This window comes from Longilinea arvoryzae (assembly GCF_001050235.1).
Classification (GTDB): domain Bacteria; phylum Chloroflexota; class Anaerolineae; order Anaerolineales; family Anaerolineaceae; genus Longilinea; species Longilinea arvoryzae.
Genome location: NZ_DF967972.1, coordinates 1,806,655 through 1,822,542, shown reverse-complemented (window position 1 = coordinate 1,822,542; position 15,888 = coordinate 1,806,655). Strand labels below are relative to the sequence as shown.

15 protein-coding genes and 2 tRNA genes are annotated in these 15,888 nt (G+C 57.5%); 8 read left to right on the top strand and 9 right to left on the bottom strand.

All coding sequences use genetic code 11. The annotated features are described in order from the left end of the window. Positions 1 to 5 precede the first annotated feature (5 nt). On the bottom strand, positions 6 to 845 hold the full coding sequence (locus LARV_RS08085) for a hypothetical protein (RefSeq protein ID WP_075073160.1): 840 nt from the start codon (positions 843 to 845) through the stop codon (positions 6 to 8). Positions 846 to 1,179: 334 nt separating this feature from the next. Between LARV_RS08085 and LARV_RS08080 the strand changes: the two genes are divergently transcribed. Together LARV_RS08080 and LARV_RS08075 are read left to right on the top strand one after the other, a co-directional pair. Beyond that, positions 1,180 to 1,899 carry an alanyl-tRNA editing protein gene (locus LARV_RS08080; protein ID WP_075073159.1) on the top strand — a complete coding sequence of 240 codons (720 nt, stop codon included), beginning with the start codon at positions 1,180 to 1,182 and terminating at the stop codon, positions 1,897 to 1,899. Then, positions 1,883 to 3,139 (top strand): amidohydrolase family protein, encoded by a 1,257-nt coding sequence (locus LARV_RS08075; protein ID WP_075073158.1) that lies wholly within the window; start codon positions 1,883 to 1,885, stop codon positions 3,137 to 3,139. Before LARV_RS08080 ends, LARV_RS08075 begins: the two co-directional genes overlap by 17 nt. A 214-nt stretch (positions 3,140 to 3,353) precedes the next feature. On the opposite strand, the gene LARV_RS08070 is transcribed toward LARV_RS08075, so the two are convergent. From LARV_RS08070 to LARV_RS08035, 8 genes are all read right to left on the bottom strand, one after another. After that, positions 3,354 to 4,283 (bottom strand): SWIM zinc finger family protein, encoded by a 930-nt coding sequence (locus LARV_RS08070; RefSeq protein WP_083522414.1) that lies wholly within the window; start codon positions 4,281 to 4,283, stop codon positions 3,354 to 3,356. A gap of 8 nt (positions 4,284 to 4,291) precedes the next feature. After that, entirely contained in the window at positions 4,292 to 7,453 is a 3,162-nt protein-coding gene (locus tag LARV_RS08065) for a DEAD/DEAH box helicase (RefSeq protein ID WP_075073157.1), read from the bottom strand. A gap of 178 nt (positions 7,454 to 7,631) precedes the next feature. Next, positions 7,632 to 8,354: a hypothetical protein gene (locus LARV_RS08060; protein ID WP_075073156.1), complete on the bottom strand. Its 723-nt coding sequence runs from the start codon at positions 8,352 to 8,354 to the stop codon at positions 7,632 to 7,634. 56 nt (positions 8,355 to 8,410) lie between these two features. Beyond that, positions 8,411 to 8,704 carry a hypothetical protein gene (locus LARV_RS08055; RefSeq protein ID WP_075073155.1) on the bottom strand — a complete coding sequence of 98 codons (294 nt, stop codon included), beginning with the start codon at positions 8,702 to 8,704 and terminating at the stop codon, positions 8,411 to 8,413. Between the two features lie 74 nt (positions 8,705 to 8,778). Beyond that, complete coding sequence (locus LARV_RS08050; protein WP_075073154.1) at positions 8,779 to 9,489, bottom strand: succinate dehydrogenase iron-sulfur subunit; 711 nt, start codon at positions 9,487 to 9,489, stop codon at positions 8,779 to 8,781. 15 nt (positions 9,490 to 9,504) lie between these two features. Beyond that, entirely contained in the window at positions 9,505 to 11,298 is a 1,794-nt protein-coding gene (locus tag LARV_RS08045; protein WP_075073153.1) for an FAD-dependent oxidoreductase, read from the bottom strand. Positions 11,299 to 11,313: 15 nt separating this feature from the next. Beyond that, positions 11,314 to 11,712 (bottom strand): succinate dehydrogenase, hydrophobic membrane anchor protein, encoded by a 399-nt coding sequence (locus tag LARV_RS08040; RefSeq protein WP_075073152.1) that lies wholly within the window; start codon positions 11,710 to 11,712, stop codon positions 11,314 to 11,316. A gap of 9 nt (positions 11,713 to 11,721) precedes the next feature. Then, on the bottom strand, positions 11,722 to 12,141 hold the full coding sequence (locus LARV_RS08035; protein ID WP_075073151.1) for a hypothetical protein: 420 nt from the start codon (positions 12,139 to 12,141) through the stop codon (positions 11,722 to 11,724). A gap of 267 nt (positions 12,142 to 12,408) precedes the next feature. Here LARV_RS08035 and LARV_RS08030 point away from each other — a divergent pair, with 267 nt between their 5' ends. The 6 genes from LARV_RS08030 (at position 12,409) to LARV_RS08005 (ending at position 15,820) form a co-directional block, all read left to right on the top strand. Next, the gene (locus LARV_RS08030; protein ID WP_075073150.1) at positions 12,409 to 13,002 is read left to right on the top strand and encodes a TetR/AcrR family transcriptional regulator; all 594 of its coding nucleotides are present in this window, start codon (positions 12,409 to 12,411) and stop codon (positions 13,000 to 13,002) included. A 20-nt stretch (positions 13,003 to 13,022) separates the two neighbouring features. Beyond that, on the top strand, positions 13,023 to 13,634 hold the full coding sequence (locus LARV_RS08025; RefSeq protein ID WP_075073149.1) for a class I SAM-dependent methyltransferase: 612 nt from the start codon (positions 13,023 to 13,025) through the stop codon (positions 13,632 to 13,634). Continuing rightward, positions 13,628 to 14,299: an L-2-amino-thiazoline-4-carboxylic acid hydrolase gene (locus LARV_RS08020; protein WP_075073148.1), complete on the top strand. Its 672-nt coding sequence runs from the start codon at positions 13,628 to 13,630 to the stop codon at positions 14,297 to 14,299. The genes LARV_RS08025 and LARV_RS08020 overlap by 7 nt, the downstream gene beginning before the upstream one ends. Positions 14,300 to 14,429: 130 nt before the next feature. Next, positions 14,430 to 14,502, top strand: a tRNA-Gly gene (locus tag LARV_RS08015). A 113-nt stretch (positions 14,503 to 14,615) separates the two neighbouring features. Next, positions 14,616 to 14,686, top strand: a tRNA-Cys gene (locus tag LARV_RS08010). 174 nt (positions 14,687 to 14,860) lie between these two features. Next, positions 14,861 to 15,820 carry a helix-turn-helix transcriptional regulator gene (locus tag LARV_RS08005; protein ID WP_075073147.1) on the top strand — a complete coding sequence of 320 codons (960 nt, stop codon included), beginning with the start codon at positions 14,861 to 14,863 and terminating at the stop codon, positions 15,818 to 15,820. Positions 15,821 to 15,888: the final 68 nt, after the last annotated feature.

Here is a 15,888-nt window from a genome sequence, read left to right as displayed (position 1 = left end):
CAGTTCTACCGGGTGACCAGCGGCAAATAGATAAATCGATTGGACGTCGTTCCATACCCGCGGATCATCCAGTTGCCGGCGTTTCCCTCAGTGTCCGTCAGCGACCATGAACCGTCCGGCGGCAGGGCGAAGTTGGACGGCGGCGATGCGGTCCACCAGCCGGCCCAGGAACGCCCAGCACTGTGAGTCACGTCGATGGCTGCCGGATAATATTCCGTGCCCGGTTTTTCCATGGCCACCACCCCGATCAGCACATCCCCCGGCCCGTTCAGGACGATGGGCGTCGCGAGCGTGTAAGTGCTCCAGATATTTGTGGCCTTGACCGTTGCCGGGACCTGCGCGCGAAGAACAGCGCCGTTCGACGGATCCGTGTTCGCGCTTGTATTCTCATAGACGACCAGGGTGATATCATCGCCAACCCTCACTCCACCGCAGCCTGAAAAGAACACCCGGATTTCATTAAGCATAAAGGGATACAGGTTGGCAGCCGGGGTAAAACGATTCAGAAATAACATTTCCCGTGCGGCGCCGATGCCAACGTTGAATTCAGCGGATCCATCGTCGAGCGAAAGGGTAAAATCGCCGGCCGTTGTCAATACAGTTTCCAGGCTGGTCTGAGAATCCGGCTGAATCGTCTCACCTGCGGAAACAGTCGGGGCTGCCGGACCGTCCTGCCCCTGGCCGGTCGATCCGGCGCTGATCGGCAGACGCTCATAACCGATGGCCGGAGCATCCGTTCCAGCCTGGCCGACCGGGGTGCTCGCCTGAACTGTGCCAGTCAGGATCGCGCAAGACAAACCAACGACGATCATTACGAATAAACAATAATTCTGTTTCGGGTGCATTGATTTTCTCCTGGCTTCGATGAAAGAATGGTGCGGCCGCGAAGGTGACTGTCTGGCATGGTGCCGGGCTGCGTTTGAAACCTGAATTTCCGGCTTCCGAGTTCCGGGGCGAACTTCCCGGAGCATAAAGCGAACGGATTACAATCGTTAAGGATTCTAATAATTTTTTCTCCATCCCGAATGCTCTGGAATCGGTCGCCTTTGTAAAATATACATCACTTTGAACCGGTCTTTTAGCGATCTGTCATTTTTATGAATATCATTTATGTAAGGTGAGGTCCGATTTTTCTATCGGAAGGGAGTAGAATCAATCATCCAGCCGGAGGTGTCAGGTATGACTGAACTGATTTATCAAACCGACAGCTATTTGAAAGAATTCCAGGCAACGGTAATCGGGGCGGACCCTGAAGCTCACGCTGTTGCGCTCGATCGCACCATTTTTTACCCGGGCGGCGGCGGCCAGCCGGCTGATTCCGGTTGGCTCGAATGGCAGGGAACCCGCTTACCCGTGGAACGGACCCGCAAGGCACCCGACGGGATCTGGCACACGCTGGCAGCCGCGGCGCCTCTTCCGGCGATCGGCGCGCAGGTGAGCGGCCGGATCGACTGGCAACGCCGCTATGCCCTGATGCGCACTCACACCGCCATGCACATCCTGTGCGGAGTCGTTTTCCGCGATTACGGCGCCCAGGTCACCGGCGGCGACATGGAACCGTTGCACGGCCGGATGGATTTCGAATTCGAATCCCTGACCCGTGACCTGGTCAGCGTGATCGAACAGTCGGTCAACCGCGAGGTGCAGGCTGCGCGAGACATTCGCATTGCCATCCTGCCGCGGGAAGAAGCTTTCAAGATTCCCGACCTGATCCGCACCAAGATCAACCTTCTGCCGCCCGAAATTTCCCACATCCGCACCATCGAACTTGCCGGCCTGGATTTACAGGCCGACGGCGGCACGCATGTTCACAACACCTCTGAAGTGGGGCGCATGCGCATCGTCGATTACAAGAGCAAGGGCCGTATCAACAAACGCGTCTATGTCGAACTGGACTAAGATCCTGCTGCTCTGTAGCCTGCTGCTGAGCGCCTGCCAGACCGCGCCGGTCAGCCCGGTCGCGCCCACCCCGGCCGTACTGGCGGTGACGAACGGCTCGCTCTGGGACGGCAGCCAACTGGTTCCGGACGGTGTGCTGGTCATTCGAGACGGGATTATCGAAGCCGCCGGGACAGCCGATCAGGTCGCCATTCCGGCCGGCACGCAAATGATCGATGCCAATGGCGGCGCCATCCTGCCCGGACTGATCGACGATCACGTTCACAACGCCGCAGAACCGGAGGTCCGCCGCAAATTTCTGGAAGCCGGCGTGACGACCCTCTGCGATACGGGCGCAGGCGCCATTCAATTACGCGAATATCGGAGCACGCCGCCCTCAACAGAACTCATCTCGCGCGTGTATTATTCCGGACCCTTCCTCAGCGCTCCAGGTGGGTATCCTTCCGATACCGATGCCAGCGCGCGTTTGGAGGTGGGCTCCACCGAGGAAGCCGTTAGGGCTGTGCAGCGGTTGGCGGCCGAGGGAGTCTCCTATATCAAGGTGGCGCTGGATGACGGACGCGGCGACGTACCGCTGCCCGTGCTATCTGAAGAGGTGCTGCGGGCGATCGTTGCCGAGGCGCACCGGCAGGGCCTGAGCGTGCGCGCGCACGTGCTGGATGCTGGATACATCAACCTGGCCCTGGACGCCGGGGTGGACGCTGTCGAACACATCCCGGCGCCGGAATTCTCGCGCCAGGTGTTCGAATTGTGGATGCGCACCGACAAAGCCCTCCAGTTGCCGCAAACTTATCTCGACCAGTTGAAACGTCTCGCCGATTCGGGCGCACCCCTGACGCCGACTCTGGAGGTCCTCGAACGACGCACCTGCAATACGGTTGCCCAGAGTGACGCCGAACGCAGTGCCTGCGTGCGCGTCTATGTCGAAGCCGTGCGCCAGTTTCACCAGATGGGCGGCGTCATCGCGTTTGGCAACGATTACGGCAGCGCGGGCATGGCCGCCGGCCTGCCCTGGCACGAGATGGAATTGCTGCAACAGGCCGGCCTGAGCAATGCTGAAATCCTCACTGCGGCCACCACCACGGCCGCGCGAGTGTGCGGCCACGCCGACGAGTTGGGCGCGTTGCAGCCTGGCCGCATTGCCGATGTGTTGATCGTGAACGGCAACCCGTTGGACGATCTGACGGCCCTGCAGCGGGTGCAGGCCGTGATCCTGGGCGGCCAGGTGGTGGGGAAATAGCCACAGAGATCACAGAGTCCTCAGAGAAGAAGATTTGAAAGAAGAGAAGGCCCGGAAAATGGAGCAGAGATCCTGTCGGTAAGGATCTCTGTTCCATTTTAATTCTTACTCTTCATTCTCTGAGAACTCTGTGTCCTCTGTGGCTTATTCTTCTCTGAGGTCTCTGTGCTCTCTGTGGCTTTCTCTTCTCTGAGAACTCTGTGCCCTGTGTGGCTTATTCTTCATCCTGTGGCGGCGCACTGAAGTCGCCGTAAGCCACCATCAACGCGAACTGGCTGATGGCATCGTAGGCATCTTCCAGCTCGCCTTTTACCGTCAGTTGGGTAGGCAGTTCAGGTTCGCCCAGACGTTGCAACTGGGGCAAATGGATGGCGGGCGCCTTGACCTGGACGGAGAAAGACTGCAACCCCGATCCCATCTCCCAAAAATGCTCCAGGTCGGCTTCCAACGCGGGCACATAATCCGCCCGCGATTCGGCCATCAACTCGGGTTCCATCTCGGAGGATGCCGAGCGCCGCTGGCGCAGGCCGTTCAGGATGGCTTCCTGAGTGCGGCCGCGCAAACGAAAGAGCAGAAAAGGATCTTCATCAAAACGCTCGCCGAGAATATAATGCGTGGCGGCCACATGCTTGCAGGGGTTGGCCCAATCCGGGCAGTTGCACTCCGTCATCAAATCGCCCGGGCTGACCGGGAACAGGCTGACGCCGGCGGTCGCGAACGCGTTTTCGATGTTGGCGGGCATTTCACCGGCCAGGAGCTGCGCCGCAAAAATGGCGCGATCCGCCAGCACGTCCAGAACTTTCTTCCACTGTTCGTTGCTCAACGGGCGCATTCGAATGGTCACCAGATACGGTTTGGCCCGCGAGCCCTGCACGCGCGCCGCAACGCCGTTCTTGATTTCCTCCAGCGAGAGCACCTGGCCTTCACGGGCATAATACCGGCCGCGCTCCAGCCGCGCCACGGGGACCAAGCGTTCCATGGATTCGATCCAGCGCCGTGCCCACCAGTTCTTGGCGAATTCATCGCCCTCACTGTGCGCCTTGATGCCGCCGCGCGCCTTGCGCGGGTTCATGCCCCAACCGTTGCCGTTGGTATTCCCGTTATTATTGTTTCCGCCATTGCCATAGGCAGCTTTCTTGCCCATACCTGCTCCTAACGCCGCAGCGTCACCAAATCTCTCAAATCATCTGTCGAAAGCTCGGTCAGCCACTGCTCTCCGGTGCCGATGATTGCATCCGCCAGTCCCTTTTTCGACTCGATCATCTCATCGATGCGCTCTTCCAGGGTTCCCGTGCAGATGAACTTGTGCACCTGCACATTCTGCACCTGGCCGATCCGGTAAGTCCGGTCGGTAGCCTGATCTTCGACAGCCGGATTCCACCAACGGTCGAAATGGAAGACGTGGCTCGCGCGGGTCAGGTTGAGCCCCGTTCCACCGGCTTTCAACGATAGAATGAAAATCTGCGGGGCGTTCTCATCTTCCTGAAAACGCTGGACCATCTGATCGCGCACCTTGGGCGGCGTACCGCCATGAAGGAAGAGCGCCGGGCTGCCGGTCATCTGCGGCAGAACTTCAGCCAGCAGTTTCCCCATTTCGGCAAACTGGGTAAAAATCAGGGCGTGATCGCCAGCCGCGATGATTTCTTCGAGCATTTCACCCAGGCGGGCCAGCTTGCCGCTGCGCCGGGCGCTTTCGCGACCATCGCCGCTTTTGACCAGGGTTGCGCCCGGTTCGGGTGAAATCTGGTGCAAATACTGAGCCGGGTGATTGCATACCTGCTTCAACTGCATCAGCATGGTCAGCACCTGACCATGACGCTCGATGCCCTCGCGCTCGTCGACCTTCTTCAGATTGTCCTTGACAACCGCTTCGTAGAGCGTCGCCTGCTCCTCGGTCAAGGGACAATATTCTTTCATCTCGATCTTTTCGGGCAGGTCCTGGATGACGCGCGGATCGGTCTTCACGCGCCGCAATATGAACGGGCTCACCAGGCGGCGCAATCTTTCGGTGGCATCCGGGTCGCTGAAGCGTTCGATCGGCACCGAGAACTCGCGCCGGAAGGCTTCCTGACCGCCCAGGAAACCGGGATTGAGGAACTGCATGATCGACCAGAGTTCCGAGAGGCGGTTTTCAACCGGCGTGCCAGTCAGGGCGAAACGGAACGAGGATTGCAATTTACGGGCGGACTGGGTTTGCTTGGCGGCCGGATTCTTGATATTCTGGGCTTCATCCAGGATGGCGCCGTACCATTTCAACGACTGGATCAGCTCCGCGTCGGTTCGCAGCAGCGCGTAGCTGGTCACCACCAGGTCAGACGCGCGCGCGGCGTTCTGGAATTCGGAATTGCGCAGCCGGTCGGGTCCCTGATGGACCAGCACTTTCAAATCCGGCGTGAAGCGTTTGGCCTCGCGCTCCCAGTTGGTGACCACCGAGGTCGGGCAAACCAGCAGCACCGGTCCGGGCAGTTTGCCCAGTGAATCTTTTTCGTAGGCCATCAGCGAGAGCGCCTGGATGGTCTTGCCCAGGCCCATATCGTCGGCCAGAACGGCTCCCAGGCCAAAGCGGCGGAAGAATTCGAGCCAGGAGAAGCCGAATCGCTGGTAAGGACGCAGTTCGCCCTTCAAACTGGGCGGTTGGCCGAGTTCGCTCAACCTTTCCTGATCCTGCAATTGATCCAGCCAGTCTTCCACCCAGCCTTCGGCGCTGACTTCTTCGACGTCCAGGCCTTCCGCTGAAGCCTTGCCGCCCAGGGCGAGTTGCGCCGCCTCGACCAGGCTCATCTCGCCGGTCTGGCGCTGTTTCTCCCAGAAGTGAATGGCCGCTTCCACCTGCTCGCTGTCGAGCTGAACCCACTGCCCGCGCACCTGCACGAGCGGCATCTTCAGCGCCGCCAGGGCTTCGAATTCTTCGCGCGTCAAAGTGGTCTCGCCCAGGGACAATTTCCACTCGAAGCGCACCAGCGTATCCAGCCCCAACTTGCCCGAGGCCATGCGAGCCGACTTTCCGGGTTTCAGGTGCAGGCTGACGCCCAGGCGTGCGTCGCGCCGGTTCCACCAGGTGGGCGCGATCAGGCCAAAGCCGGCCTGTTCCAGCAAGGGACCGGCATCGCGCAAAAATGCGTAGGCAGTTTTGGTATCCAGCTTGACGCTGACCGGCTGGCGGGCCTGCAAACTGGATAGAATGGGTGGAAAGATGCGCGCCGTGTAACCCAGGCCGGCCAGCAATTTTTCCTGGGGCTGTTCGAAACGGCGGCCCAATTGAACCAGCGCCGAGCTGCCGGTTCGCCAGACATCCTCCGCGGGCAGCAGCAGGCTCGGATCATCTCGCGATTGCAATAAATAGCGCAGTTCCCAGGCAGGCTCGTTCGGATCCGCCGGCTGGGTCACCGGCGCCGTCAACTGGTACGCGATCCGATAGGTCCGCGTTCCGGCGGCCTCCAGATTACGGCGCCAGGCGCGCAGGGAGCTTTCCAGCGCTTCGAGCTGCGCCGCGGAGGCATTGACGCGCGCGTCTTCCTGAAAAAGCGCGTACAGCCAGCGTTCCAGAAGGTCATCACTGTTGGGCTGAAGCTGGCGGGCCTTGGCCGCGCCCCACGAGCGCGCCAACGCGTCGGTCATCGTGTTGAGAAAGCTCTCCAGCAGCTCGCGCGGAATGATGCGGATGGCCTCCGATCCCGGTGTTTCCATCAGCTCGGCTTCAGCGCGGCAAATGGGCGGCATGGCCCCGGCCAGTTGCGCCAGGCGCTGCCCGTCCCGCGGGCCATCCAAAACCGGTTGCCAGCGCGCGTGATAGAGGTTGTGGCGCTCATCCACTTCGACCAGTATGGGCAGGAAATTCTGCTCGGCGAGCACTTCCATCACGAGATTGGTAACCGTCCGCCAGTAGCGCGTATCCTGCCCCAGCACATACCCGCCAGCCAGATTTTCAACCGGCAGGTTCGCCAGCACGCCAAAAGCCTTGTTCAGCGGCAGCCATAAACCGGAAACTGCCCAGGTCATCAGGGTCGGCCGCTGTTCGAGATCCACTTCCCAATCGTGGTTCAACTCCGGAGAAGGCAGCGGGCGTTGATGGCCGGTGGGCAGCTTGAGGAAGATCGGCCGTTTGGGGGCGGCTTCCAATGGCGTGCCTGAACCCACCCGTTCCCGAATCAACTCGGGTGGCAGGCAGAAGGGATGCTCGCGGACTTTGATCCGCTGCGATAGACGTCGTAGTTGTGTCGGCGGTAATTCCTCGGAGGTCTCGGCCCAAAAAATCATGCCCCCAAGGTCAGCCGAACGTTGTGGCGGCTGCCAGTGCGCGTGTAAAACCCACATAAATTATTTGCGGTTCGTTTCCTGAAACATCAATTAATAGGGTTCCGGCTGAATGAACATCCAACCCGGTGGAAGGATTAAGGGCAATAAAGGCAAAGATCAGCCAAATAGGCTGGATATTTTTTGTACAACAATTTGATTATAACCGATCTTTTGAAATTCTACAAAAAACTCCCTGTCAAGGCCGGCGAAAACGCACCAGCTCGCGTACCAACGCGCATAGCATTGTTACCGTGCGTTCGATCGCGACCGGATCGCCCCGGAATGGATCGCGTTCGCTGGCATCCGGCTGGCGGCGCACCACCCGCAAATAGGCGTTCAATTCGAGCTGCGCCGCCGGGATGTGCAGCCTTTGCGAAACAAAACGGGTGACGGTCTCCTGATCCTCGACGCCGATCGCGGTAAAAGTGTCATCCAGATCCAAACGGCTCAACCAGGGTGCATCCTCCTGAAAACCAAAGCGCTTGAGAATCGAAAGAATTAAAGGCCGTTCATCCGGGCAGCTCTCGCCGTACAACGTGCCCAACGCCAGGCCGAAATCACGATATGCAGCCGCGCCGTGCAAATCCAGCACAAAGCGAATGCGGTTGCGTTTTATCACTTCCTGCAGGAATTGTTTGTAGGGCGCGCTGGCGTCGAAATTTGCATCCGTACTGGAATAATAACTCAGGTAAAGTGCGTGCGCGCCGGTCATCTCAGCCACCAGGCGGGCCAGGCTGGCTGTGTAATCATCTTCGTTCTTGAGGGCGCCGTTGCGTGAATGGGCTGCGCCGTGCGGCGCCGAAATGACAATCGGTAAACGGCCAAAATCATAGCCGAAGTCCCGCTCGCCATCGAGTGGAGCCATTTTGTAATGGATATCTGCTTCGAGCTCCACCAGACGGTTTAGCAGGTCAGCCATGGAGCATGCTTATCTCAAAGGGAGTGCCCCTGTGTGCGCGATGACGGGAAAACCGGTTATACACGGGTATAGTGTTCCGTCACATGAAAGATCGTTCGGTCCGGCGTGCTGCCGGCATCGCAAAACATTTGCACGCAGGCTTCCATGATCTTTCCACTATGTTCTTTCTCGTAGGCCTCGAGGTTTCGCCACAATGAGATAATCTGCCAGCAATGCGGATCATCCTCGGATTGGATGAGGAAAGTTTGCAGCAGGTCCTGAGGCGGATTATGCAGTTCCCGGGCAAACCGTTCTTTGAGTAACTCCCGATTTTCTTTGGCGACATGACCTGTGAGAATGGTGAGTAACATGGTGCACCTCCAGTAAAGGTTCATCGACCGCCGATCACCCATGGAGTCTACACTCCTCTTTTTCTATTGTACTGCTATTCGACCCGCCCTGTTTGAATGGCTCTTTTTACTTCACCGATCGCCTGGGTGACTTTGATGTCCCGTGGGCAGGCCTCGGTGCAGTTGAAGACCGTCCGGCAGCGCCAGACCCCCATCTGCTCGTTGAGAATACTCAACCGGATTTCTGCGCCCTGGTCGCGCGAATCAAAGATAAAGCGGTGCGCATTGACGATTGCCGCCGGGCCGACATATTCATCGTTGGCCCAGAAAGATGGGCAGGCGGTGGTGCATGCGGCGCACAGGATGCATTTGGTGGTGTCATCGAATCGATCTCGATCGGCCGGATTCTGCAGACGCTCTTTACCATCGCCAGGCAGTGGATCATCATTGATCAGGTATGGCAGCACCGATTTGTAATGGTCGAAGAACGGCTCCATATCCACGATCAAATCCTTGATTACGCGCAAGCCCAGCAAGGGTTCGACCACGATTGCGGTGGAATCCAGGTCTTGCAGCAGCACCTTGCAGGCCAGGACGTTGCGCCCATTGATACGCATGGCGTCCGAGCCGCACACGCCGTGCGCGCAGGAACGCCGGAAGGACAGGGTGCCGTCCTGCTCACCGCGGATCTGTTCAAGCACATCCAACACGCGGTCTGCCGGGTCTGCTTCGACTTCGAAGGTCGCGAAATGAGGTCTGTCATCCTGTTCAGGAAGGAAGCGAAGGATCTTCACCTGATATTGCATTTCCGGCTCCTTGACTCAATAAACGCGTTCCTGGGGAATGTAATGCGTGATCGTCACGGGTTTGTAGGACAGGCGCACCGACTGGCCGTCGAACCAGGCCAGGCTGTGCTTCAACCAGCGGGCATCGTCGCGCTGCGGAAAATCCTCCCGCGCATGCCCTCCACGGCTCTCGGTGCGAGCTTCGGCGGCCAGCGCGGTCACCCATGCCAGGTCGAGCATGTTGCCCAATTCCCAGGTATTCAGCAGTTCCGTGTTGAAGATCTTGCCGCTGTCACTTACACGCACCTGTTGAAAGCGCTCGCGCAACTCTCTCACCTTCTCGATCGCGGCGTGCAGCCCCTCGGCCGTGCGAAACACGCCCACATGGTCGAACATGACGGCTTTCATCTCGCGCCCGATGGTAATGGCTTTCTCTTTTCCACTACCAACGGATAATTTCTCGATCTGCTGTCGCGCCGGTCCGGTCGGATCGGAGGGAAGGGGCTGAAAATCGACCCCGGCGGCATATTCGGCGGCCCGGATGCCGGCATGCTTGCCGAATACGATCAGGTCGACCAGCGAATTGGTGCCCAGGCGGTTGGCGCCATGCACCGAAACGCAGGCGCATTCGCCGGCGGCATACAGGCCGGGCAGCACCGTACCCTGGTCGTCGATAACCACCTCGCCCATTTTGTTGGTGGGAATGCCGCCCATGGCGTAGTGCGCGGTCGGCTGCACCGGGATGGGTTGTTTGACCGGATCGATGCCCAGATACGTGATGCAGAAATCGGTGATATCCGGAATTTTGTTAAGAATTTCCTGGTCGGTCACGCGGTAAGGTGTGCCATCCGGGCGCGTGCGACCGTCCAGTTCGGCGTACTTATTCACCGTCTCGGGACGAACATCCAAAAGCATATATCGTTGGCCGTTGATTCCCTTTCCGGCCTTCATCTCCAAATACATCGAACGGCTGATGACGTCGCGCGAGGCCAGATCCTTGATATGCGGCGCGTAGCGTTCCATAAAGCGTTCGCCGTCGTTGTTGAGCAAAATTCCACCTTCCCCCCGGACCGCTTCGGTGATGAGAATTCCCAGTTTATAAATGCCGGTGGGATGGAACTGGAAGAACTCCATGTCCTCGGCCGGGATACCCCGCCGCAGGGTCAGGGCAACGCCGTCGCCGGTATAGGAATAGGCATTCGAGGTAATTTCCCACACCCGCCCATGACCGCCCGTGGCAAATATCACCGCCTTGGCCTGAAAAACATGTAATTCGCTGGTGGCGATTTCAACGGCCACCACACCGGCCGCTCGCCCGTTCTCGATCAACAGATCCAGCACCTGAAACTCGTCGAAGAAAAGGGTCTGATTCTTGATGCACTGCTGAAAGAGCGTTTGCAGGATCATGTGCCCGGTGCGATCGGCGGCGTAACAGGATCGCCTGACCGGTTTTCCGGTCAGGTTGTTGGTATGCCCGCCAAAAGGTCGTTGGGCGATGCGTCCGTCGGACATGCGTGAAAAGGGCAGGCCCAGATGTTCCAGATCGTAAACCGACTGCACGGCTTCCTGGCACATGAAATCGATCGCGTCCTGATCGCCCAGATAATCCGAGCCCTTGACGGTATCGAAGGCGTGCCACTCCCAGTGGTCCTCTTCCACGTTGCCCAGGGCCGCTCCAATGCCGCCCTGAGCCGCCCCGGTGTGCGAGCGTATCGGATATAGTTTGCTCAAGACCGCAGTCCTGGCGGTTCGCGAAGCATATAATGCCGCCATCAACCCGGCGCCGCCCGCGCCGATAATGACCACGTCGAAAATATGGGTTTGTGTCATGGTCGCCTCCCGGGCTTATTGCAATGGAAATGGCTGTCTGACGCCGGCGATCAACGCAATGAAACCGATCACGGTGATACTCAACCAGAAAATGAACAGCGCCCAGTTCAAAACTCTACGCCCTGCGGACGTATGAAAGAAGTCGTTCAAAACCTGGCGCAATCCATTGACGCCGTGCGCGAAGGCAAAAGCCAGCAGCAGGCCGTCGAAAACGCGCCAGCCCAGACTGGCCCAACGCTCGGCAACGTAGCCGAGATTCATGTTGTGCACGCCAATCACCACATCCTGCAGGATCATATGCACCCACACCAACGGGATGAGCAAAAAGGCGCTGTAGCGCATCCACTTCCAGGCGATGGTCTCGGAATTGGCGGGCACCTTCACGGACCGAACCGTGTGATTCGTTGCTCTCATCCTTTCCTCCTACCCACCGAACAGACCGAAGTTATGGTAAAGCAGGTTGTACAACATCACTGCCGCGGATGGCAGCCACAGCGCCAGCGAAATGGCCAGCGTCACGCGCGTCCAGTTGCGCTGCTTCGATATCGTCCACCAATCCGGTTTGACGAGGTCGAGAAAGGCGATGCGCAGCCCGTTCACGCCGTGGAAGAACACGCAGAACACCAGCGCCACCTCGCCGATGCCAAACAATGTGGATTGATACAGCCGGATGGCGTTGGCAAAGAGGTCAGGAGCCAGATAGACAAAAGCGATATCCAGGATGTGAACGGTGAGAAAGAGGCCCGTTCCCAACCCGGTGATGCGGTGCAGAAGAAAACTCCAGTGTCCTTCTCTCCCACGATACACGGCGTAGCCGGTCAGTGTCGTTTTGAGGGCAGTCATCAGCGATCACCTCCATACCAACGATGAGATAGGAATTGGCCTGAAAAATATTGTAGCATTTTTATCCAATTTTTGGAAAGAATATCAACATTACAATTGCCAATCCTGGCGTTGGTTTCAGAGAAACGAGATTCTTTCAAATCACCGGCAAAGAACAGGCCGGGTGGATACCCTATCTCAACGATCCCGAAACCTTGACGCGGTGGGACATTCTTTATATAATATGTGAATAGATTATTCATATATTCATATAAGAAAGATCGAACCATGCCGCGCGGATTTTCAGAAAACCAGAGACAACATCTTCAAGAAAAACTAATCGCCTCCGCTTTCGATGCCCTGGCGAATACCGGTGTACGCAGAACCACTGTGGAAGATCTCGCGCGGTCAGCAGGCATTTCCACCGGCGCTTTTTACAAATTCTTTCCATCCAAAGAAACCCTTTTCTTCGTGGTTTACGATCGCGCCGAAGAAGACCTGAAAAATGAATTTACCGCTTTTGTCGAACCCTCCATTGAGATATCGGCCATTGCGGTTCGAGATGCGCTCAAACAAATGCTTCGCTCGGAAGCGATGCAATCGCTGTTACGATTGATGCAAAAAGAAGAATTGGATTATCTGCTCAGGGGAGTCGATCCAAAAATGATCGCGGAACACTTGCAGAGGGATGGCGCGTTTCTGCAAAATCTGATCGAGAAATTGAGTGCTCGCGGATTACACGTGACACCCGACGTGAACCGGATCCTTTCCTACCTGCAGGCGCTGTTCGTTCTGTGCGCTGCCAGAAGTCAGTATGAACCGTACGCCAGCCAGATCATCGATGCTTTTGTCGATACATTCATCAACGAAATCATTGCATAGCCCTGCCTTCAAAGAATCAGATGCAAAACCTCTACTGGAAGATCCTATTCCAACCATTGATGAATCGCCGCCTCGGGAATGAATCGGTTCAGCGGCTGCGCCGCGAAGTCCTGGCTCAGGTGTACGGCGAAGTCCTCGAAATTGGGTTCGGTTCGGGGCTCAACCTGGCTTGCTACCCGCCAGGCATTCGTTCGATGAACGCGATCGATATCCTTCCATTGCAAACACCCCACCCCGCTTCCGGCATCCGAATTCAGTACCAGATCATGTCCGCGGAAAAGCTGGCCTTTCCAGATGCCAGTTTTGACAGCGTGGTGAGAACATTCACACTCTGCAGCATTCCGGATGCAGAGTCTGCGCTCAGGGAAATTACCCGGGTTCTAAAACCGCAAGGAAGATTTTTCTTCCTCGAGCATGGGAAAAGCCAAAACCGATGCATCGCCGCGTTGCAGAACCTGCTCAATCCTTTTTACAACATTTTGGCATGCGGTTGCAATATCAACCGCGATATGTTGAAGATAATCGCAGCCTGCGGCCTGACACTTCAGACCTCGAAAGTAGATCAATGCGGTTTACCATTTTCCGGTTTATATTTCTCCGGCATTGCAGTCAAAAAAGGAGACCCATGCTAATCCGTAAAATCCGGTTCATTTTCAACGCCATGACCCGCACCGCGAAAAGCGGCATCCAGACAATCTACGGCGCCGATTTTTACCGCCGCTTTGCCGTCCTGTCCAGGCAGCATCTCGAAAGCATGCTGCCGCGTGTCCAGGATATTGGCGACAGCATTTTCGCCTTCAATTACCTGTATGGGCCATGCTATTTTGCCTGGTATCAAACGTTGAGAGACCTGGGGGTCGAAAAGTCCAGCGCCTTGAATCTCATCTGGCAGATCAATGAAGATTTTGTCAAAAGCATCCCGACTCCATTGTTGCGATGGTTTGGCAAACAAATGTATTTGGGGACGTTTCGGAAAAGAGCCGTCCGCGCTGAACAGCTCGGCAAGGCCGGCCAACTGCATCCCTTCGATTGGCGCATCGAATATACCGACATCGACCGGAATACTTTTAGGATCGATATTTTCGAATGCGGCATGTTGAAGCTGGCCGACCTGTTTGGGTACCGTGAATTATTCCCACAGGTTTGCCGTATGGATTATCTGTTTTCGCATTATTTTCACCAGTCTTTCCGGCGCAGCGGCACCCTCGCGGACGGTAATCTGTGCTGCGATTGCTGGTATCAAGCTCCCGGCGCCTGCGAATGGGCGCCCGAAAAAGGATTTGAGTATCGGAAATAAAATCAGGAGCCTGCAGAAAGAACGCCTCCTGGTGCAGCCGTGCAGCAGCCATAATATTCTTAAATTTTTTCAAAGGGGTTGACGGTTTAAAAATGCCGTGCTATACTTCGGGCACACTGAAAACAGTGATGCGGGCGTGGTTCAGTTGGTAGAATGTCTCCTTGCCAAGGAGAAGGTCGTGGGTTCGAGTCCCATCGCCCGCTCAAAGCCTCCAAACTGGAGGCTTTTTTCTTTAACATCGCTCACCGGCAACTGGTCCGGCGCTTTGCCTTGACCAAACGATTGAACTTTGTTAAAATCCTGCTACCATTCAAACGGCGACGTGGCCAAGTGGCAAGGCAAGGGTCTGCAAAACCCTGATCATGGGTTCAAATCCCATCGTCGCCTCTCTTCAAGAAAAGCCCTGATCCGGGGCTTTTTCTTTCCCCAAGATCCTGTAGCGGCGGACCTGCGTGTCCGCCTTTCCATCTTTTCTCCTTTTTGCTGTCTTCCGCGCGAGAACCGGCGTCCCGATTTCCAATCCGGTTTACAATCAAGCCATCCCCACGCGCTGGAGTCATTATGATCGAAAATCGCGACCGCAACGAAGCCATCATCAACCTGCTGCTCGATTTTCCGGATGGATTGCGCCCGGCCGAAATCGCCCGCCGCCTGGGCGTCAACCGCTCCACCATCTGCCGCTACGCCAACCTGCCAGCCTGCATCTTTCAGGACGACGCCGGTCACTGGCGCATCGATCGCGCCAAGCTGCCCATCGAGATCGAATTCTCGCTGGACGAAGCCCTGGCGGTCCACCTGGCCACGCGCATGCTGGCCACGCGTACCGACCGTCAAAATCCGCACGCCGCATCCGCCATTCAAAAGCTCAGCAAGGCCACGGCGCGCATGGCCCCACTCATCAGTCACAGCCTGCGCCTCTCCGCCGAATGGATCGAGAGCGCCACCCTGCGGGATGATCTCTACCGCCAGGCCCTGGAAACGTTGGCCCGCGCCTGGGCTCAGGCACGCAAGGTGCGCATTCTCCACCGCAGCATCCGCACGGACGAACTCGCCGAATTCATCCTCAAGCCTTACTTCATCGAGCCCAACGCCATCGGCCAGAGCACCTACGTCATCGGCGCCCGCGAGCCGGACAACGCTCTGCGCACCCTCAAGATCGAGCGTATCGAGAGCGTCGAGCTGCTCGATGAACACTACACCATTCCCGAAGATTTCGATGCCACCAGCCTGCTGGCCAACGCCTGGGGCATCTGGATCAGCGACCACGACCCGGTCGAGATTCGCCTGCGTTTTTCACCCAAAGCCGCCCGGCGGGTGAGTGAAACCCGCTGGCACACCTCCGAACGCATCTTCGAACTCGAGGATGGCAGTCTCGAATGGACGGCCGAGGTGGCCGAACCGCGCGAGATGCTGCCCTGGATCCGCGGCTGGGGCGCCGAGGTGGAGGTGCTTTCTCCACCCGAGCTGCGCGAGATGCTGCTGGATGAACTCCGGCGCATGAATATGCTTTACGGGAGTTAGCCACAGAGAACACAGAATACTCAGAGCGGCAATAAGCAGAAGATCGAAATTGAAGAAACGCTGAGTCT